Origin of the sequence: Streptomyces corchorusii (genome assembly GCF_001514055.1) — a bacterium.
Classification (GTDB): Bacteria; Actinomycetota; Actinomycetes; order Streptomycetales; family Streptomycetaceae; genus Streptomyces; species Streptomyces olivaceoviridis.
Window position 1 is genome coordinate 195,584 of the sequence record NZ_KQ948365.1, and the last position, 17,400, is coordinate 212,983.

Consider the following 17,400-nt stretch of genomic DNA (forward strand, 5'->3'; position numbering starts at 1 on the left):
CCTGGGTGCGTGCGGTGGGGTTCATACGACGGCTGCCCGCAGGCCTGCTTCGAGGTCGGCGATCAGATCGCCGACGCCTTCCAGGCCGACCGACAGCCGCACCAGGCCGGGCGTGACACCGGCCGCGATCTGCTGACGGGCGTCCAGCTGGGCGTGGGTGGTGGAGGCGGGGTGGATGACGAGACTGCGTACGTCGCCGATGTTGGCGAGATGGCTGAACAGCCGGACCCCTTCGACGAACCGTCGGCCCGCCTCCAGGCCGCCCGCCAGTTCGAAGGCGAGGACCGCTCCGGCGCCGCGCGGCAGGTACCGTTTGGCCGGCACGTGCCAGGGGCTGGAGGACAGTCCGGGGTAGTGCACCTGCGAGACCTGCGGCTGCTGCTCCAGCCACTCGGCAAGCGACTGGGCGTTGGAGACGTGCCGTTCGATGCGCAGGCTGAGCGTCTCCACGCCCTGCAGGAGCAGGAAGCTGTTGAAGGGCGAGACGGCCGGCCCCAGATCCCGGACCAGCCGGGTTCGCAGCCGCAGCGCGTAGGCGAGGCCGAGGCCGGAGAAGGAGTCCCAGAACGACAGCCCGTTGTACGTCGGATCCGGGTGGGTCAGCCCCGGCCAGCGGTCGGGATCGGCACTGAAGTCGAAGCGGCCGCTGTCCACGACGGCCCCGCCGATGCCGGTGCCGTGGCCGGACAGGAACTTGGTGGTGGAGTGCACGACGATGTCGGCGCCGTGTTCGAAGGGCCGTAGCAGGTACGGCGTGAGCACGGTGTTGTCGACGACGAGGGGCACGCCGGTCTCATGGGCGATGCCGGCCACCGCCTCGATGTCGAGGACGTTGCCGCGCGGGTTGCCGAGGGTCTCGCCGAAGAACGCCTTCGTGGTGGGGCGTACGGCCGTGTACCAGGCGCCCAGGTCGTCCGGGTCGTCGACGAAGGTGACGTCGATGCCGAGGTCGGCGAACGTGTGCTCCAGGAGGGTGCGGGTGCCGCCGTACAGGGACGAGGAGGCGACGATGTGGTCGCCCGCGCGAGCCAGGTTGAGCAGGGCGAGGCTCGTCGCGGCCTGTCCGCTGGCCACGGCGACCGCCGCCGTTCCACCCTCCAGGGCGGCGATCCGCTCCTCGGCCACGGCGGTGGTCGGGTTCGACAGCCTCGTGTAGGCGTGGGTGGTCAGGTCGGCCAGTTCGAAGGCCGCGGCGGCGTGCGCGGTGTCCCGGAAGACGTAGCTGGTGGCCGGGTGGATCGGGACCGCTCGCGCGCCGGTGGCCGGGTCGGGCACCGCTCCGGCATGCACCTGCCGGGTCTCGAAGGCCCAGGTGCTCATCGGCTCTCTCGCTTCTCCAGTACGTCGGACCACCAGCGTTCGGCGACCCGTGGATGGGAGCGGAGCCAGCCGACGACCGCGTTCTCGCCGAAGGCCGCGAGCAGCGGATTGTCCGGGTCGTCGGTGACGCCACGGCTCAGCGCCGCCAGTTCCGCAGGGAGGTTCAGCGGCTTGACGACCGCGTCGAGGCGCGGGCCGAGGAAGAAGGGGATCGAGTAGCGGTGCACGCCCGCCTGCGGGCTGACGACCCGGTGTTGCGTGGCTTTCAGATAGCCCTGGGTGGCGATCTCCAGCATCTCGCCGATGTTGAACACGAAGGCGTCGGGCACCGGTACCGCGTCGATCCACTCTCCGTCCTCGCGCCGCACCTGGAGCCCGCCCACCTCGTCCTGCTGGAGCAGCGCGAGATAGCCGTAATCCTTGTGCGCGCCCACACCCTGGTCGGCGTGCTCGGCGGCGCGCGGCGGATAGTGCACGATCTTCACGTGGACGGCCGCCTCGTCGTCGAACCACTGGTCGAAGTAGCCCTCGTCCTGTCCGAGCGCGGCCGCGAGGGCCCGCAGCACCTCACGGCTCACCCGCAGCGCCTCCGCCTGCCAGCGCAGCACGATGTCCCGCAACTCCGGTAGCGCGGAAGGCCATTGGTTGGGACCGATCAGACGCAGGTAGTCGGGATCGTCCGGGCCGAGATCGAGCGCCTCCCGTTCCGGCCCGATGTCGATCTGCTCCCGCCAGTCGGCGCTGCCCGCCGTGTACTCGGTTCCGGTGCGCGTATAGCCGCGGAACTGGGGCGAGTTGAGGTTCTCGATCTCCAGTCGCCGCTCCTCGGGCAGCGCGAAGAAGGCGCGGGCCGCGCTCAGCACCTCGTCGCGCAGTGGTGCGGGGACACCGTGCCCGGTGACGTAGAAGAAGCCGACTTCGTGGGCGGCGGAACGGAGTTCGGCGAGGAAGGCGTCACGGTCGGCGTCCGGGGCGCGGAAGCGGGAGATGTCGATGACGGGCAGGGCTGGGGGCTGGGCCATGGGGATTCCTTCGCGGCACGGCAGGCCGACTGCGCATCACAACTGCCGGGAGGGGGCGGCAGGTTGAGTGGCAGAAGCGGGGTCAGGCGGAAAGAGAAGGAGGGAGGGTACGGGTCGCGAGCCGTGGAACGGCGATCAGCAACAGACCTGGTCGAACTGGTCGGCGCGGCGGCTCACCCAGAACGGGTCGAGCAGCACCGTGTGTGCCGTGCCAGTGGTCTCCATGACCGGATCAAAGCACACCCGGGAAGGGGCGTCCACCACGCATCCCGCAACGTGAGACACCCTCGTGGTGCTGGCGGATACCGCCGCCGCTGTGGTTATCTGGCTGCATGACCGTGCTCGTGACCCGCCGCCACGTGGACTACGTGCGTGTCACCACCACGGGTTGTTCCGCCGCGAGCTGACGCCGCGCTCCGGCTTCTGACCGGCATCTTCCTCACCGCTTCACGCTGACCGCCGCCCTTCCGTCGGGGGCGGCTTCCAGCGCTGCGGTTCCCTCACGCCTTCCCCCTCTCACTCTCCGCACAGGGAGCAGCACCATGAGCCAGCCCATCGACTCCGTCACCGCCGGCCACACCCCCGAGGAAACCTCCGCCGGGCCCGACACCTCCGCGTGGTCCTTCGAGACCAAGCAGATCCATGCGGGTGCCGCGCCGGACCCGACGACCGGCGCCCGGGCGACGCCGATCTACCAGACGACGTCGTTCGTGTTCCGGGACACCCAGCACGCCGCCGATCTGTTCTCGCTCGCCGAGCCCGGCAACATCTACACCCGCCTCCACAACCCCACCCAGGACGTCTTCGAGCAGCGGATCGCCGCGCTGGAGGGCGGGGTCGCGGCGGTGGCGCTGTCTTCCGGGCAGGCGGCGGAGACCCTGGCGATCCTGACGCTGGCGAGCGCGGGGGACCACATCGTCTCCAGTACGTCGCTGTACGGCGGCACGTACAACTTGTTCCGGCACACGCTGCCGAAGCTCGGCATCGAGGTGTCCTTCGTGGACGACCCGGACGATGTCGAGGCCTGGCGGGCGGCGGTCCGGCCGAACACCAAGGCGCTGTTCGCGGAGACGCTGGGCAACCCGCGCGGCAACGTGCTGGACGTGCGGGCGGTCGCGGACGTGGCGCACGCGGCGGGCGTGCCGCTGATCGTGGACAACACGGTTCCGACTCCCTACCTGTTGCGGCCCATCGAGCACGGCGCGGACATCGTCGTGCACTCGGCGACCAAGTTCCTGGGTGGTCACGGCACCGCGATCGCGGGTGTCGTCGTGGACGGCGGCACCTTCGACTTCGGCGCCCACGCCGACCGTTTCCCCGACTTCACCGAGCCTGACCCCAGCTACCACGGTCTGCGGTACTGGCCCGCCCTCGGCCCCGGCGCCTTCGCCGTCAAGCTCCGGGTGCAGTTGCTGCGTGACCTTGGCCCGGCGCTCTCCCCGCACTCCGCGTTCCTGCTGCTCCAGGGCGTGGAGACGCTGAGCCTGCGCATCGAGCGGCACTCCGCGAACGCCCAGGCACTGGCCGAGTGGCTGGAGCAGCGCGACGAGGTCGCGGTTGTCCACTACCCGGGACTGCCGTCCAGCCGCTGGTACGAGGCCGGGCAGAGGTACCTGCCGCGCGGTGCCGGTGCCATCGTCTCGTTCGAGTTGCGGGACGGCGTCGAGGCGGGCAAGCGGTTCGTGGACGCCGTCGAGCTGTTCAGCCACCTCGCCAACATCGGGGACGTCCGCAGCCTCATCATCCACCCGGCGTCCACCACCCACAGCCAGCTCGACGAGGAGCAGTTGGCGGCCACCGGCACCTCCCCCGGCCTGGTGCGGCTGTCGGTCGGCATCGAGAACCTCGCCGACCTCAAGGCGGACCTGGAGACCGGGTTCCGCGCGGCCAAGGACGCGTCCTGAACACCGCATTGACGCCCTCCGAGGTCCCCCTCCCGCCGGCCACCGGGGCCTGGCGGGAGGGGGACCCGCCCGGGCGTCGCCAGTGGTACGCCCGCGAGAAGCCGCTTCCGTTGGAGGCGGGCGGTGAACTGCCGGGCGCGCGGCTGGCGTTCGAGACGTGGGGGCGGCTCGCGTCGGACGCGTCCAACGCGGTCCTCGTCCTGCACGCCCTCACCGGAGACAGCCACGTGGCCGGCCCCGCCGGACCCGGGCACCCCACCCCCGGCTGGTGGGACAGGCTCATCGGACCGGGACGGGCCCTGGACACGGACCGCTGGTTCGTCGTGGCGCCGAACGTCCTCGGCGGCTGCCAAGGCAGTACCGGGCCGTCGTCGCTCACACCGGACGGCCGCCGCTGGGGCGGCGATTTCCCCTTCCTGACCCAGCGTGACCAAGTCGCTGTCGAGGCCGACCTGGCCGACGCGCTGGGTATCGACCGGTGGGCGCTGGTGGTCGGCGGCTCGATGGGCGGGATGCGGGCACTGGAATGGGCCGTGTCGTATCCCGAGCGCACCGGCGCCCTGCTGCTGCTCGCCTCGACGGCCGCGGCGAGCGCCGAGCAGATCGCCTGGGCGAACATCCAAGTGCACGCCATCCGCGCAGACCCGCACTGGCGCGGCGGCCACTACCACGACACCGGTCAAGGACCCCACGCCGGACTCGGCCTGGCCCGACGGCTCGCCCACGTCACCTACCGCAGCGAGCCGGAACTCGCCGTTCGCTTCGGCCGTACGCCCCAGGGCACGGAGGACCCCTGGAGCGGCGGCCGGTACCAGGTCGAGTCCTATCTCGACCATCACGCCGCCAAGTTGGTGCGCCGCTTCGACGCGGGCAGCTACGTCGTCCTGTCCGAGGCCATGAACAGCCACGACATCGGCCGGGGCCGCGGCGGCATCCGCGCCGCCCTGCGCCAGGTGACCGCCAGAACACTCGTGGCCGGGGTCGACTCCGACCGCCTCTATCCACCGTCCCAGCAGGCGGAACTTGCGTCGGGCATCCCCACCGCCGATGACCTCCGGCTGATCGAGTCCCCCTATGGCCACGACGGCTTCCTCATCGAGGTGGAGCAGGTCGCCGCGCTCGTGGGAGAGCTCGTCCGCTGAGCGGATCCGGGGAGTCCCGGCTCGCCGAGCGCCTCAGCCGCCGAGTTCCAGCGGCAGCGCCGGATCCTTGGACCACTCCTCCAGCGAGCCGTCGTAGACGGCGATGCCGTCCCGGCCGAGGAGGGTGAGGGCGAGTGCCGTGCCCGCGGCCGAGATGCCGCCGCCGCGGTACAGGACGACCGGTGAGTCGGCGCCGTGGAGGACCGCGTCGGCGCGGGCGGCGAGTTCGGTGCGGGGCAGCATGCGGCCCGCGGAGTCCAGCAGGTCACGGCCCGGAAGGCTGCGGCTGCCGGAGATGTGGCCGCGGCGGCTGTAGCGGGTGGGAGCGGAGCCGTCGAAACCGCCGGCCGGCAGGGCGCACACACGAGTACTACGTCGGCCATGCGGAGTGGTTCGCCGGCACCGACGGCAAGCGTCTCCTGCGGCGACTTGCGGAAGGATGAACCGTGCTCATCGTCATGGGCGGCCTGCCCGGTACCGGCAAGACCACCCTCGCCCGTCTCCTGGCGGCCCGGATCGGTGCGGTCCACCTGAGGGTGGACACCATCGAGCAGGCGATCGTCCGCTCCGGACTGGCACAGCACCCCGTCGGCCCGGTGGGTTACGTCGTCGGATACGCCCTGGCCGAGGAGCATCTGCGGCAGGGGCTGACCGTGATCGCGGAGTCGGTGAACCCGCTGAGCGTGACGCGTGACGCCTGGCGGGCCACGGCCGTCGGCGCGGGTGTGCCCGTCCTCGACGTGGAGGTGGTCTGCTCCGACCCGGCTGAACACCGGCTCCGCGTGACCTCGCGATCCGTCGACATTCCGGACCTGCCGTTGCCGAACTGGCAGCAGGTCGTCGACCGGGAGTACGAGCCATGGGACCGCGAGCGCGTCGTCGTCGACACGGCCGGGCAGGAACCGCGCGAGTCACTGGCCGCGCTACTCGCTCGCCTCCGGTCGCACTGACGGGTACCTGACTGCGGTGCGACGCGCGGTCTCGGCCAACTCCGCTCTGCCGTCCGGCGGTCCGCGCAGGCGCTCGGACCGCCGGACGTGTTCAGGCCACGGGCTGACGTACCGGTTCCGCTCCGATGACCTTGCGGTAGACGCGGGCGCCGTCTCCGTAGTCGTCCACGGCGTAGTGCCAGGTCGCCCGGTTGTCCCAGAGCACGAAGTCACCGGCGTTCCAGCCGAAACGGATGGTGTAGTCGGGCGATGACGCGTGCCTGAGCAGGTGGTCGAGCAGCACCTTCCCCTCCTGCGGCGTGACGCCCGTCAGGCCGAGCGCCGAGGTGCTGATGAACAGTCCCTTCCGGCCTGTCTCGGGGTGGGTCAGCACGACCGGATGCTCGACGGTCTCCTCGACCGCTTCTCGCTTGCTGCCCTGCGCGTAGTTTCCCGCGTTGGCGTCGTAGACCGCGCCGACCGATTCGAGGAGTTCCTTGAACGGCTCGGACAGGTCGTCGTATGCCGCCTGGAGATCGGCCCACAGGGTGTGGCCGCCCAGCGCGGGCACGACCTCGTAGGTCAGCGACTCGATCGCGAAGACCGGCTGCCGCCACAGTCCGCCGATGTGCCAGGTGCTGGCCTTGCCGGTGTGCTGGACGTTGTACGGGTAGACCAGGGGATGGGCCGGGTCCTTCACCGCGGTCGGGTGGTCGAAGGGTTCCGCGAAGATGCGTACGGCCTCGACGTGCTGCTCCGGTGTGAGGTGCTGGCCGCGGAACACCAGCACCTTGTGTTCGCGGAACGCCCGGCGCAGCTCTTCGGCGGTTGCGTCGTCGACGCCGGCCGCCAGGTCGATGCCGGTCACCTCGGCGCCGAACCGCGGACCGGCCCGCCGTATCTCGTGGCTCGCGACAGTGGTGGTCATGGCTTTCCCCTCTCAGTACTGCCGTACAGGAATGACGCGCGAGTGGTCGCCGCACACGGGACGGGTGCAGGCGACGTCAGAAGCGTCGACACGCGGAGGCGTCGACGCGCGCCAGGTCCAGGTACAACCTGCGGTAGAGCGCTGGGGAGTTCACCCCACCATGTGTAGCAGGCGGTTGGGGGATGGATCGTTGCGTCTGCATGAAACTTCCATCGGGACCGGTCGGGCCGCCCGGCGGGAAGCGGCTCGGAAGCCCACAGTGTCGCGGGTCAGGACAACCACGCCCCGCTCAGGGAAGGCTTCGCGCTCCACGATGAGGATCTTGCCGATGAACGTGATCTGCCCGTGGTTCTCCCGCAGCCGTCGCCACGTCGGGAACGAGTTGCTGGGCACCGACCGCTCAGATCGCCTTGCGGGTACCCGACGCGTACGGGCGAGCCGGCTGCCGCTCGGGGAGCCCACCAGCAGAACGTCGTCCTCGGTGGAGCAGTCCTCCTTGGAGTCCGCGCCCAGGACGCACCGCCCGAGCTTCGCGGCGGGGGCGTGACGCTGGAAGTGGACGGCGGTACCCAGGAGCCGGTCGACCTCCTTCGCCGCGTTCTCGCGGGCCTTCTCGGGGCTGACAAGCGAGGTCTTCGGGCCGTGGGGCCGCACCCGGATCTTCAGCGTCGCCAGACTGCGGGCGAGATCGTCGGCGACGCTGAGCAGGCCCACCAGGTTCACGTCGCCGCACTGGCGGGGCGGGGGCAGTTCGTCGGGGTAGCTGTCCAGCGGTTCCAGCGGTTCGTGCAGGTCGGACAGCGCAGTGCACCGACAGCGGCCTCGCCCATCGGGGGGTCTTGCGGACTGATCCCCCCGTGGACCCTGGCCTGCACCGTTTTTCCGCTTGAGCGCTTTCAGTTTTCGGCTGCGGCCTTGAGGTTGTGGAGCCAGGCGTCGAGGGACGCGTCGAGTGCCGCCTGGAGGTTCGCGGTGTCGGACTCGACGGGAGCGCCGGACCAGGACTCCTCGGTGTGGACGTGTACTCCGTCGCGTTCCTGACGGAAGGTCCATACGTGTACGGCGGTGATGCCCTGGGCGGGGCCGCCCCAGACGATGCGGTGCCCGGGACGGGCCTGCTTCACGGTTGAGGTGATGTTCCGCAGGCCGTTGACCGACCACACGAACACGGAGCCCTTCCGCAGTGGACCGGGGGTCTGCTTGGCGGCCTCTGTGACGTCGGGCTGCCAGGTGGGCCAGGCGTCCACGTCGGTCTGGATGTTCCAGACGCGTGTCAGCGGTGCCTGGATCACGATGTCGTCGCGGGTGATCACGGGGGCGTCCGGGTCGATGCCCGGCGGCTGATGGGGAGCCGCGGCCTGTCCTGGCAGAGCGATCAGGAGGGCGGTGGGCACGGCTGCGGCCTTTGTGAGCAGGGTGGCGAGCATGGCGTTCTCCGTCTGTGCGCGGTGGTGGGTCCGGGGTGTCGGGTGCGGGGGCGGCGTGGTTACGGGACGAGGACGACCTTGCCGCTGACCGTGCCGGACTCGGCCAGGCGCAGGGCTTCGGCGACGCGGTCGAGGCGCAGTTGGGCGGCGATGGCCGGGGTGATGTCACCTCGGTGCAGTGCGGTGAAGACCTCAGTGAGGTCGTTGCGCAGCCGGGCCCTGAAGCGGCTGGGGGTGAGGGCGCGGCCGGCCCAGACGTTGAAGAAGTAGGCGCGGCGGCGGTTGGGCAGGGCGTTCCACAGCCATACGCGGGCCAGGAGTTTGAGGACGGGCCACTGCTTGGAGCCTTCGTCGTCGCGGGTGGAGGCACTGCCGTAGGAGACGAGCGTGCCTCCGGGCGCGAGGAGCTGCCAGGAGTCGACGACGCTGCGGCCGCCGACGTGGTCGAAGACGGCGTCCACGCCGCCCGGGGCGAGTTCACGGACGCGGGCGGGGATGTTCTCGGTGCGGTAGTCGATCGGCATCACTCCCGCTTCGCGCAGGGCGGCGTGGTGGCGCGCGGAGGCGGTACCGATCACCTGGACGCCCGCGGCGTGGGCGAGCTGGACCAGGACCGAGCCGACTCCCCCGTTGGCGCCGTGCACCAGGACGGTCTGCCCGGCGCGCACGCGGGCCTTTCGGTGCAGCATCTGCCAGGCCGTGATGCCGTTGATCACCACGGTCTCCGCCTGCGCCGCGCTGATCCCGTCGGGGACCGGCACCATGTCGGCGGCGTCGACGACCACGTGAGTGGCCCAGCCGCCGACCTTGAGCAGCGCGGCCACCCGGGTGCCGGCGAGGCCGGGAGCGACGCCCTCTCCGGTCTCGATGACGGTGCCGACCAGGTCGTAGCCGGGGACGAACGGGAAGGGCGGCTGGTCGTAGTAGCGGCCGCGGCGCATCTGCTGCTCGGCGAAGGAGACACCGGTCGCCTCCATCCGGACGACGACTTGGCCCGGGCCGGCGGTCGGCACGGGTCCCTGCCGCACTTCGAGCCCCTCGGGTTCGACCTTGCCCGGCAGCACGACCTCGACCATCTCCGCAGCGTTCATGACGACCTCCATCGACCTTGACCAGCACAGTTAGTAGCTGGCGCTTTCGTTAGAAGTTATAACTCCTTCGCAGAGTGACAGTCAAGAGCTTTCGTAATAGGCTCTAACTCAGAGCGTGCGCCGAGCGGCCCGGATCCCCAGGAGCCGGTGATCACACGCGAGAAGGGATGAGCACATGACCGTCGCGGGCAAGGAGACCCCCCGCGAGCGCTACCGCGCCCAGCTACGGGCCGAGATCAAGGAGCGCGCCTGGGAGCAGATCGCCGCCGCCGGGGCAACGGGACTCTCCCTGAACGCCATCGCCAAGCAGATGGGCATGAGCGGCCCCGCGCTCTACCGGTACTTCGCCAGCCGGGACGAGCTGATCACCGAACTGATCCGGGACGCCTACAGCAGCCTCGCCGACACCATCCGCACCGCCGCCGCCTCCGGCGCGGACCTGGCGGTACTGGGACGCGCGCTGCGCGCATGGGCACTGGACGACCCCCAACGCTACTTCCTCATCTACGGCACACCGGTCCCCGGCTACCACGCACCCGACGACATCACCGCGATCGCATCCGAGATCATGCAAGCCCTCCTCGACGCCGCCCAGCCGACCGGCAAGACCGTCGTCACCGTGGACGACGGCCACCCCGACACCCGCCTGGAAGCCCACCTCGCCCAGCACCGGCAATGGGCCGCCGGCCACCCCGCACCCCCGGCCGCCCTGCGCCGCGCCCTGCTCTTCTGGACCCGTCTGCACGGCATCCTCTCCCTGGAACTGGCAGGCCACTTCACCGGCATGGGCCTCGACCCGGCCGAGCTCTACGACAACGAACTGCGCCACCTGAGCCAGTAGGCGCTCCCTCCAGGCGCAAGGTGTCGTTCGGTCGCCAGTGGCCGAGCCGGCCAAGGCCGCCATGTCCAGGGGTTGGCGGGCAGCAGAACCTGATCTGCGTCGCCGACGGCGGGGAGCCCGCGCTCAGTCGGCGGCGCGGGTGTGGCGCCGGGCTGGGTTCCTGGGGGTGACAGCTGCGCGGGGTGCAGGTCGTCCCGTACGCGTAGATAGCGGACGGGATGCCGGTAGCGGCCCTCGTCCACCGCGGTGTCCCCGGCGAACTCGACCACGACGTCGGGCACGACCGGCCGGTGGTCGATCACCTCGCGGGTGCCCCACCCGGCGGAGAAGCGGCGGTGCTGCCAGGGATGGTCCGCGCCGCCCGGATACAGCAGGCCGCCGACCTCCCGCCGGGCACGAACGGCGCGGCCAGCACCCCCTCGTTGCCGCCGGGTGGGTTGTGCACCGGGAGGTGAGAGGTTCCAGCGTCCGTGGTCTGGGCTCAGAGGTTGCAGATGAGATTGCTGCGCAGGGTGTACCCAGCGGCAATGAGGTAGCCAGTGTCCAGGCGATACCCCGCGCCGATCACCCACACGTTGTCGTTGAAGTTGTCCACGCGGAACCGGTCGCCGGAGTGCATGGTTCCGACGGTCTGGCCTCCGGGTGTGCTGCGGATGGTGGCGTCGATGGGTACGACGGAGCAGACGACAGAGGCTTGGGGTGATGCTTTTGGCTGAGGGACGTCAGCAGCTATTGCGGGACTGGCCATGCTGAGCAGAACCCCTCCGGCAACGGCCGCTGCGGCGAGGCCTCGTGTAACTGGGAACATCTTCCACTCCTGTCTTGGGCACGGCACCCGGATGAGGGTGGCGAGTGAAAGTCATCCAACTGCTTCTGGAGCCGACGAGAGAGATCTGTATGACGTGATGCCTTGTTCGGGCCTGATGTTGGCCGACAAGCCACTCTGCCCCGCCCCGCTCGCGCGGAGTAGGAGCAGGTGCGGAGGTTGGGGGAGTGCAGGCGCCGGCGCTTGGCGCGCGGCGGGGAAGGAGGGGTGCCTGGCCGGGCCTGCGACAGGCGGGTCCCCAGCCGGCGGACTCGGGCGGTCAGGCGTTTGTCGGGTTCCAGGTAGTTGGCCAGGTTGGCTTGCAGCGTGAATCTGGGCGCGGTCTTCGTCGGGGAGATCGTCCAGGTCGCCGCAGACCCGCCGGATCAGGTGCCGGACGCGGTGATCTCCTCGTCGGACCGCATCGCCTCGCTGGTGGCCCCAGCGTCGGCCGCGTCAACCAACGCCCGGATGTGGCCGCGGACGCGGACTTCGTCGTCGCACGAGGCCACAGGGCGGCCTCGTGTTCCGTGATCTTGCCGTCGTCTGTCTGGCCGGGGCGTGCGCCGTAGGCGGCCTCGTAGGCGCGCTGGCCGTCCTCGGCTTACGGGTCCAGCCGCGGCTCTGCGGTATGTCGGTCACCACCGGCCCAAACGCCACAACCGGCGGAGCCGACACGGCCGCGGATCAAGCGCACTCGCAAGCGGCACCGGACGTACCGGATAGGCACGCTCGCCCAGTTCGAGGCACACGCCGGCAACGGCGTGGAGGCGAAGCCTGACCGGATCGAGGAAGTACTGGACCGCTTCCCCGACCGGGTCTTCGCCTTCCACGAGTTCGGCCCGCTCGGGATCTGTCCCACCGCAGGTTCGGGATGGGCCCGGCAGAAGCACCCCGACCGGGTGCCGGCCACCTTCCACCGCACCCACGGCGTGTGCTGCTTCCACGGCTGCCACTCGATCGGGGACGACCGCCTGTGGGGCGTCAAAGGCCGCAGGAAGGGTGCCGCAAACACACTGGCCGCGCTGAAGTCGATCCGCGCCGGCCGGGCTGTACGAGCGCTGGCGCGACCCGGCGGTCACCGAAGGGCCGCTTCGCCGGGACTGAGGTGATCCTCCCTGGCCGAACACTCCCCGGTAGACCGGTGATTGGCGAGAACTGTACGCTTCCGCTCCTGACGTCGCGGCGCACGGCGCGAGGAACTGGATATCAAGTGCACGCATGTCCGCCTTCGCACCACTACAGGGCAGCCGCGCGAGCGGCAGCCCTGTTATCACAGACGCATGTTGTGGTGATTGTTTTCCGACGAAGTGAAGTCTTGGTGGGTCGAACGCATCGGCCGGTCATCCGTGCTCCGCTGGGTGACTAGCATGAGCGACGATCAACTACCGGAAGGGTGCCGTCTTACGACCGGCCGCCCTTCCACGGCATCGGTGATGCTCAATCGTCCACACAGCCCCCGTATGCACGGACCGAGGGACCGCGGAATGCCTATACCAGCTCGCTCCCGCCAGCGCCGAGGCGCCGGAGGGGCGGCGCCCGCCTCACCGTACGCGCTGCCCGTACTCCTGGCCGTCACCGCCGCCGGCGCCGCCACCGCGGCCGTCCTCGCCCCCGAGGACGGCCGGCGCTGGGTGTGGGGCACGGTGATCGTCGCCTGGATCTGCATCGCGGCAGTGGTCAGCCGGGCCTCGGTCCTGGTTCGCCGGGCTCACCGGCGCGCCGCCGAGCAGGGCAACGAACTGGAACTCGCCAGGAACGCGTGGCGGCACCAGTCTGCCGAAACGTCCCGGCTCGTCGACGTGATCCTGCCGGACGTCATCGACCAGGTACGCAACGGCACCGGCGTCGAAGAGGCGTTGTCGACGGTCACCCTCCCTTCCGACCCCCACCTGCAACGGTTGCTGCGCGTTGTGGCCACTGAGCTGGCCACATCGGTCGGACGCGCCCTTGAGGCGGAGTCCGGACTGGAAGATGTGCGAGCCCAGTTGGAACGGGACACGGCCGAGCTGAGGCGTGTGGCCGAGGAAACGCTCCCCGCCGCCATCGCCCTGCTGCGGGAAGGCAGCTCCGCCGACACGGTGCTCGCCAAGTTCGACTGGCCGCACAACGTTCTGCTGCGGTCGTCGGCCGAGCGCTTCGTACGCGAACTGGCTTACAGCGAGAGGCGTTCCGCCGCCGCGCAGGCCGCGTCCGCCAAGGCCCTCAGCCGGGTCCAGGCCAAGACCGTCAGCATGCTCGCCGATCTGCGCGAGATGCAGGAACGGCATGGCGAGGAGGTCTTCGGCGACCTGCTGCGTCTGGACCACAGCACCTCGCAGCTGGGTCTGATGACTGACCGGCTCGCCCTGTTGATGGGCGGTCGCTCCAGCCGCGTGTGGAACAAGCCGATCGTCATGGAGAGCATCCTGCGGGGTGCCGTCGGCAGGATCGCCGCCTACCGGCGTGTGCGTCTCCACTCCTCCAGCAGGGCCGCGATCAGCGGCTTCGCGGCTGAGGGCGTCATGCACCTGCTGGCCGAACTCATGGACAACGCCGCGAACTTCTCCCCTCCCATCGACGAGGTCCACGTCTACGTGGAGGAACGCAGCGCGGGCCTTGTGGTCACCATCGAGGACAGCGGCCTGAAGATGTCCGACGCGGCCATGCGGCGGGCGGTGGAGTCTGTTTCCGGCCGCGTCACCGACCTCGCCTCGCTGCAGGGCACCCGGCTGGGTCTGGGCGTGGTGGGGCGACTCGCCGTCAAGTACGGCATCAGCGTCAGTTATCGGCCTTCCTCGCGCGGCGGCACGGGCGTCGTCGTCCTGATTCCGCCGCAGCTGGTCGCCCAGCGGCACGAGCCGCTCCCGACCGAGCGGCCGCGGCAGGCCGCACCGGCACCGCACTCGCCCGCGCGCCCCGCCGACGAGCCGCGGCTGACACGCCCGGAACCGGCCGCACGGACCGCACCGCTGCCGGCCTCCCCGGCCCCGGCCACGTCAGATGTGACCGCCGGGCGTGGTGGGGCGACCGCCAACGGACTGCCTGTCCGGGCCCCGGGCCGCGCCATGGCCGAGGCCGAGCGCACCCGGCGCAAGCCGGCCGCCCAGACACCCGCCGATCCGCGCGTGCCCGGTCCCGCCCTCGACGCGGGAAGCCGGTTCGGGGCCTTCCACCGCGGTCGGCGCCGCGCCGAGGGCGCCTCGGCCGACGGGGACACGCACGACACCGTGCCCGACGCCTGAGGGCTGAGCCTCTTTCGTCAGCAGGCTTCCCCGGACTGATTGACCCTACTTCTCGCTGCACTTCGCTGGATTGGAGGCACGGGGGCTGCTGGTGACCTCACCGGTCAGCAGCAGCCCCCACCCATCATGGAGACCACCGACAACAGCCTCACCTGGCTCCTGAAGAACCTGCTGGACCGCACGCCCGGCACGCGCCACGCCCTCGTGTTGTCGCGCGACGGTCTGAAACTGTGCTGGACGGAACACATGACCGTCGATCAGGCCGACCAACTGGCCGCCATCTGTTCCGGCATGCAGGCGCTGTCCCAGGGCGCCTCCGTGGAGTTCGGCGACGGGTCGGGCGGCGTCAGGCACTCGATGACCGCGTTCCACGGTGGCCTTCTGTTCATCGTGGAGGCGGGCGAGGGCGCTCACCTCGCGGTCGTCGCCCAGGAGAGCGCCGACCCCGGTGTCGTCGGCCACCAGATGACGGAAATGGTCGAGCAGATCGGGGACCACCTGCGGGCCGAGCCCCGCAAGCCCGTCGAGCGGGGCGCCCCGGCGTGATGCGTAAACCCGTGGACCTCGGCGACCCCGACCGGCTTTACATGGTCACGGGTGGCCGGAGTGAAGCCGATGCGTCTCTCGACCTGGTGACACTGATCGTCAGCGAGTGCGAGCCCTCCACCGGTATGCAGTCGGAGCACGTCCGCATCCTCGAACTGTGCCGGCATCCCACCGCGGTGGTGGAGATCGCGGCCGAGCTGAAACTCCCCATCACCGTGGTGCGCATCCTGCTCGGCGACCTGTGCGCCCTGGGCAAGGTCAGCGCCCGCCACCCGCGCGCGGCCGCGTCCGTCGCGGGCCTTCCAGAAACCGCCCTGCTCCAGGAGGTGCTCCATGGGCTCCGCAACCTCTGAGCTGCCCTCCCAGCGCACACCGCTGACCGCTGCGGCCGAGACCGGTCTGAAGATCGTCGTCGTGGGCGGCTTCGGGGTCGGCAAGACCACCCTTGTGCGCTCGGTCAGCGAGATCCGGCCCCTGAACACCGAAGAGCTCATGACCCAGGCGGGACAGGGCATCGACGAGACGGCCGGGGTGGAGCGCAAGACCACCACGACCGTCGCCTTCGACTTCGGCCGTATCAGCCTCAACGACCGCATGGTGCTCTACCTGTTCGGTGCGCCCGGCCAGGAGCGCTTCTGGTTCCTCTGGGACCGCCTGTTCGCCGGCACCCTCGGCGCGGTCGTCCTGGTCGACACCCGCCGCATGGAGGACTGCTGGTACGCCATAGACCGGCTTGAGCACCACGGCACACCGTTCGTGGTTGCGGTCAACCGCTTCGACGGCGACGAGAAGCGGTTCTCCCTCGACGAGGTCCGTCAGGCACTCGCCCTGGGCGAGCACGTGCCCATGATCGAGTGCGACGCCCGCGTCAGGGCGTCGGGCAAGGAGGTCCTCATCGCTCTGGTGGACCACCTGTACACACGTGCACTGGCCAAGGAGAGCACAGCGTGAGCGACACGACCGGTTTCCCGTCCACGGACGCCCCTCCCCCGGGCTGTCCCGCGCACGGCTCCGCCGTGCCCCTGGCCGGGCTGGAGTACCAGCAGACGCCTTCGCAGCTGTACCGCACCCTGCGCAGGGAGCACGGAGCGGTCGCGCCGGTGCTGCTCGACGGCGGCATCCCGGCCTGGCTGGTGCTCGGTTACCCCGAGGTCTGCTATGTGACGGCTCATGACGAGTTGTTCGCTCGGGACTCCCGCCGCTGGAACCAGTGGGAGCACATCCCACCGGACTGGCCGTTGCTGCCGTACGTCGGGTACCAGCCGTCGGTGCTCTTCACCGAGGGTGCCGAGCACCAGCGCCGGGCAGGGGTGATCACCCAGGCTCTGGAGGGGGTGGACCAGTTCGAGCTGGCCCGTGAGTGTCAGCTGATCGCCGCGCGGCTGATCTCCTCCTTCTCCGGCAGTGGCCGGGCGGAACTGATGAGCATGTACGCGCACGCGCTGCCCGCCCGCGGCGTGCTGTGGATGTGCGGCATGCCGGCGGAGGACGCGGACACCGAGCGCCTCGTCGACGACCTGCGCATCTCCCTGGACGCCGGCGAGGGCGACGACCCGGTGGCCGCGTACACGCGCGTCGGTGAGCGCATCATGCGGCTGGTGAAGGAGAAGCGCGAGCGTCCCGGCCCCGACGTCACCTCGCGCATGATTCTCCACCCCGCAGGTCTCGGCGACGAGGAGATCGTGCAGGATCTGATCTCCGTCATCGCCGCCGCGCAGCAGCCGACCGCGAACTGGATCTGCAACACCCTGCGTCTGCTGCTGACCGACGAGCGTTTCGCGGTCAACGTCGCCGGCGGCCGGGTCAGCGTCGGCGAGGCGCTGAACGAGGTCCTGTGGCTGGACACACCCACGCAGAACTTCATCGGCCGCTGGGCCGTGCGCGACACACAGCTGGGTGGGCGTCACATCCGGGAAGGGGACTGCCTCGTGCTGGGCCTGGCGGCGGCCAACACCGACCCGCAGATCTGGCCGGAGCCACACGCCGGCTCCGGCAACTCGGCGCACCTCTCCTTCAGCAACGGCGAGCACCGCTGTCCGTACCCCGCGCCGCTGCTGGCGGACGTCATGGCCCGCACAGCGGTGGAGACCCTGCTCGAACACCTCCCCGACCTCGTGCTGGCGGTGGAGCCCGAGGAACTGACCTGGCGTCCCTCGATCTGGATGCGTGGCCTGACGTCGCTGCCCGTGGAGTTCACCCCGGCCATGAACTAGCCCCTTGT

18 protein-coding genes and 1 pseudogene are annotated in these 17,400 nt (G+C 70.4%); 11 read left to right on the forward strand and 8 right to left on the reverse strand.

Annotated elements, in window-relative coordinates; genetic code table 11:
• Positions 1-21 precede the first annotated feature (21 nt).
• Complete coding sequence (locus AQJ11_RS33520) at positions 22-1,320, reverse strand: O-acetylhomoserine aminocarboxypropyltransferase/cysteine synthase family protein (RefSeq protein ID WP_059265699.1); 1,299 nt, start codon at positions 1,318-1,320, stop codon at positions 22-24.
• Entirely contained in the window at positions 1,317-2,342 is a 1,026-nt protein-coding gene (locus AQJ11_RS33525; protein ID WP_059265700.1) for an isopenicillin N synthase family dioxygenase, read from the reverse strand. Before AQJ11_RS33525 ends, AQJ11_RS33520 begins: the two co-directional genes overlap by 4 nt.
• 542 nt (positions 2,343-2,884) lie before the next feature.
• Between AQJ11_RS33525 and AQJ11_RS33530 the strand changes: the two genes are divergently transcribed.
• Both AQJ11_RS33530 and metX read left to right on the forward strand, forming a co-directional pair.
• Positions 2,885-4,246 (forward strand): bifunctional o-acetylhomoserine/o-acetylserine sulfhydrylase, encoded by a 1,362-nt coding sequence (locus AQJ11_RS33530; RefSeq protein WP_079082512.1) that lies wholly within the window; start codon positions 2,885-2,887, stop codon positions 4,244-4,246.
• Positions 4,247-4,254: 8 nt separating this feature from the next.
• Positions 4,255-5,388, forward strand: a complete 1,134-nt coding sequence (gene metX / locus AQJ11_RS33535) for a homoserine O-acetyltransferase MetX (RefSeq protein ID WP_079082513.1) — start codon at positions 4,255-4,257, stop codon at positions 5,386-5,388.
• A 33-nt stretch (positions 5,389-5,421) separates the two neighbouring features.
• Here metX and AQJ11_RS33540 read toward each other — a convergent pair whose 3' ends face one another.
• Positions 5,422-5,751, reverse strand: coding sequence for a sulfurtransferase (locus AQJ11_RS33540; protein ID WP_059265701.1), 330 nt, complete (start codon positions 5,749-5,751; stop codon positions 5,422-5,424).
• An 83-nt stretch (positions 5,752-5,834) separates the two neighbouring features.
• Between AQJ11_RS33540 and AQJ11_RS33545 the strand changes: the two genes are divergently transcribed.
• On the forward strand, positions 5,835-6,338 hold the full coding sequence (locus AQJ11_RS33545) for a P-loop nucleotide/nucleoside kinase family protein (protein WP_059265702.1): 504 nt from the start codon (positions 5,835-5,837) through the stop codon (positions 6,336-6,338).
• Positions 6,339-6,429: 91 nt separating this feature from the next.
• Here AQJ11_RS33545 and AQJ11_RS33550 read toward each other — a convergent pair whose 3' ends face one another.
• From AQJ11_RS33550 to AQJ11_RS33565, 4 genes are all read right to left on the reverse strand, one after another.
• The gene (locus AQJ11_RS33550; RefSeq protein WP_014669957.1) at positions 6,430-7,245 is read right to left on the reverse strand and encodes a TauD/TfdA dioxygenase family protein; all 816 of its coding nucleotides are present in this window, start codon (positions 7,243-7,245) and stop codon (positions 6,430-6,432) included.
• Positions 7,246-7,395: 150 nt separating this feature from the next.
• Complete coding sequence (locus tag AQJ11_RS33555) at positions 7,396-7,968, reverse strand: hypothetical protein (protein ID WP_059265703.1); 573 nt, start codon at positions 7,966-7,968, stop codon at positions 7,396-7,398.
• Positions 7,969-8,141: 173 nt separating this feature from the next.
• A complete protein-coding gene (locus AQJ11_RS33560) occupies positions 8,142-8,672 on the reverse strand; it encodes an SRPBCC family protein (RefSeq protein ID WP_014669956.1) in 531 nt (176 codons plus the stop codon).
• A gap of 59 nt (positions 8,673-8,731) precedes the next feature.
• Positions 8,732-9,763 (reverse strand): medium chain dehydrogenase/reductase family protein, encoded by a 1,032-nt coding sequence (locus AQJ11_RS33565; protein WP_059265731.1) that lies wholly within the window; start codon positions 9,761-9,763, stop codon positions 8,732-8,734.
• A 175-nt stretch (positions 9,764-9,938) separates the two neighbouring features.
• Here AQJ11_RS33565 and AQJ11_RS33570 point away from each other — a divergent pair, with 175 nt between their 5' ends.
• Together AQJ11_RS33570 and AQJ11_RS50060 are read left to right on the forward strand one after the other, a co-directional pair.
• Positions 9,939-10,604, forward strand: coding sequence for a TetR/AcrR family transcriptional regulator (locus tag AQJ11_RS33570; RefSeq protein WP_014669954.1), 666 nt, complete (start codon positions 9,939-9,941; stop codon positions 10,602-10,604).
• Positions 10,605-10,822: 218 nt separating this feature from the next.
• Positions 10,823-11,059 (forward strand): hypothetical protein, encoded by a 237-nt coding sequence (locus AQJ11_RS50060; RefSeq protein WP_059265704.1) that lies wholly within the window; start codon positions 10,823-10,825, stop codon positions 11,057-11,059.
• A gap of 26 nt (positions 11,060-11,085) precedes the next feature.
• Here AQJ11_RS50060 and AQJ11_RS50065 read toward each other — a convergent pair whose 3' ends face one another.
• Positions 11,086-11,223 carry a hypothetical protein gene (locus AQJ11_RS50065; RefSeq protein WP_014669952.1) on the reverse strand — a complete coding sequence of 46 codons (138 nt, stop codon included), beginning with the start codon at positions 11,221-11,223 and terminating at the stop codon, positions 11,086-11,088.
• A gap of 953 nt (positions 11,224-12,176) precedes the next feature.
• On the opposite strand from AQJ11_RS50065, the pseudogene AQJ11_RS33580 reads away from it, so the two are divergent.
• The 6 genes and pseudogenes from AQJ11_RS33580 to AQJ11_RS33605 form a co-directional block, all read left to right on the forward strand.
• Positions 12,177-12,458: pseudogene (locus AQJ11_RS33580) on the forward strand (IS630 family transposase); the annotation flags it as partial.
• Between the two features lie 438 nt (positions 12,459-12,896).
• Positions 12,897-14,633 carry a sensor histidine kinase gene (locus AQJ11_RS33585; protein WP_244218465.1) on the forward strand — a complete coding sequence of 579 codons (1,737 nt, stop codon included), beginning with the start codon at positions 12,897-12,899 and terminating at the stop codon, positions 14,631-14,633.
• 126 nt (positions 14,634-14,759) lie between these two features.
• On the forward strand, positions 14,760-15,179 hold the full coding sequence (locus AQJ11_RS33590) for a roadblock/LC7 domain-containing protein (protein ID WP_014669950.1): 420 nt from the start codon (positions 14,760-14,762) through the stop codon (positions 15,177-15,179).
• Positions 15,176-15,532: a DUF742 domain-containing protein gene (locus AQJ11_RS33595; protein ID WP_041664859.1), complete on the forward strand. Its 357-nt coding sequence runs from the start codon at positions 15,176-15,178 to the stop codon at positions 15,530-15,532. Before AQJ11_RS33590 ends, AQJ11_RS33595 begins: the two co-directional genes overlap by 4 nt.
• Positions 15,513-16,130, forward strand: a complete 618-nt coding sequence (locus AQJ11_RS33600) for a GTP-binding protein (protein WP_014669948.1) — start codon at positions 15,513-15,515, stop codon at positions 16,128-16,130. The genes AQJ11_RS33595 and AQJ11_RS33600 overlap by 20 nt, the downstream gene beginning before the upstream one ends.
• A complete protein-coding gene (locus AQJ11_RS33605; RefSeq protein ID WP_059265705.1) occupies positions 16,127-17,392 on the forward strand; it encodes a cytochrome P450 in 1,266 nt (421 codons plus the stop codon). The genes AQJ11_RS33600 and AQJ11_RS33605 overlap by 4 nt, the downstream gene beginning before the upstream one ends.
• Positions 17,393-17,400 lie beyond the last annotated feature (8 nt).

What these genes read in the sequence shown, in the direction of transcription:
- AQJ11_RS33520 (WP_059265699.1), bottom strand. Translation starts at nt 1,320, where the DNA reads ATGAGCACCTGGGCCTTCGAGACCCGGCAGGTGCATGCCGGAGCGGTG.
- AQJ11_RS33525 (WP_059265700.1), bottom strand. Translation starts at nt 2,342, where the DNA reads ATGGCCCAGCCCCCAGCCCTGCCCGTCATCGACATCTCCCGCTTCCGC.
- AQJ11_RS33530 (WP_079082512.1), top strand. Translation starts at nt 2,885, where the DNA reads ATGAGCCAGCCCATCGACTCCGTCACCGCCGGCCACACCCCCGAGGAA.
- AQJ11_RS33550 (WP_014669957.1), bottom strand. Translation starts at nt 7,245, where the DNA reads ATGACCACCACTGTCGCGAGCCACGAGATACGGCGGGCCGGTCCGCGG.
- AQJ11_RS33560 (WP_014669956.1), bottom strand. Translation starts at nt 8,672, where the DNA reads ATGCTCGCCACCCTGCTCACAAAGGCCGCAGCCGTGCCCACCGCCCTC.
- AQJ11_RS33565 (WP_059265731.1), bottom strand. Translation starts at nt 9,763, where the DNA reads ATGAACGCTGCGGAGATGGTCGAGGTCGTGCTGCCGGGCAAGGTCGAA.
- AQJ11_RS33570 (WP_014669954.1), top strand. Translation starts at nt 9,939, where the DNA reads ATGACCGTCGCGGGCAAGGAGACCCCCCGCGAGCGCTACCGCGCCCAG.
- AQJ11_RS50060 (WP_059265704.1), top strand. Translation starts at nt 10,823, where the DNA reads ATGCCGGTAGCGGCCCTCGTCCACCGCGGTGTCCCCGGCGAACTCGAC.
- AQJ11_RS50065 (WP_014669952.1), bottom strand. Translation starts at nt 11,223, where the DNA reads ATGCACTCCGGCGACCGGTTCCGCGTGGACAACTTCAACGACAACGTG.
- AQJ11_RS33585 (WP_244218465.1), top strand. Translation starts at nt 12,897, where the DNA reads ATGCCTATACCAGCTCGCTCCCGCCAGCGCCGAGGCGCCGGAGGGGCG.
- AQJ11_RS33590 (WP_014669950.1), top strand. Translation starts at nt 14,760, where the DNA reads ATGGAGACCACCGACAACAGCCTCACCTGGCTCCTGAAGAACCTGCTG.
- AQJ11_RS33600 (WP_014669948.1), top strand. Translation starts at nt 15,513, where the DNA reads ATGGGCTCCGCAACCTCTGAGCTGCCCTCCCAGCGCACACCGCTGACC.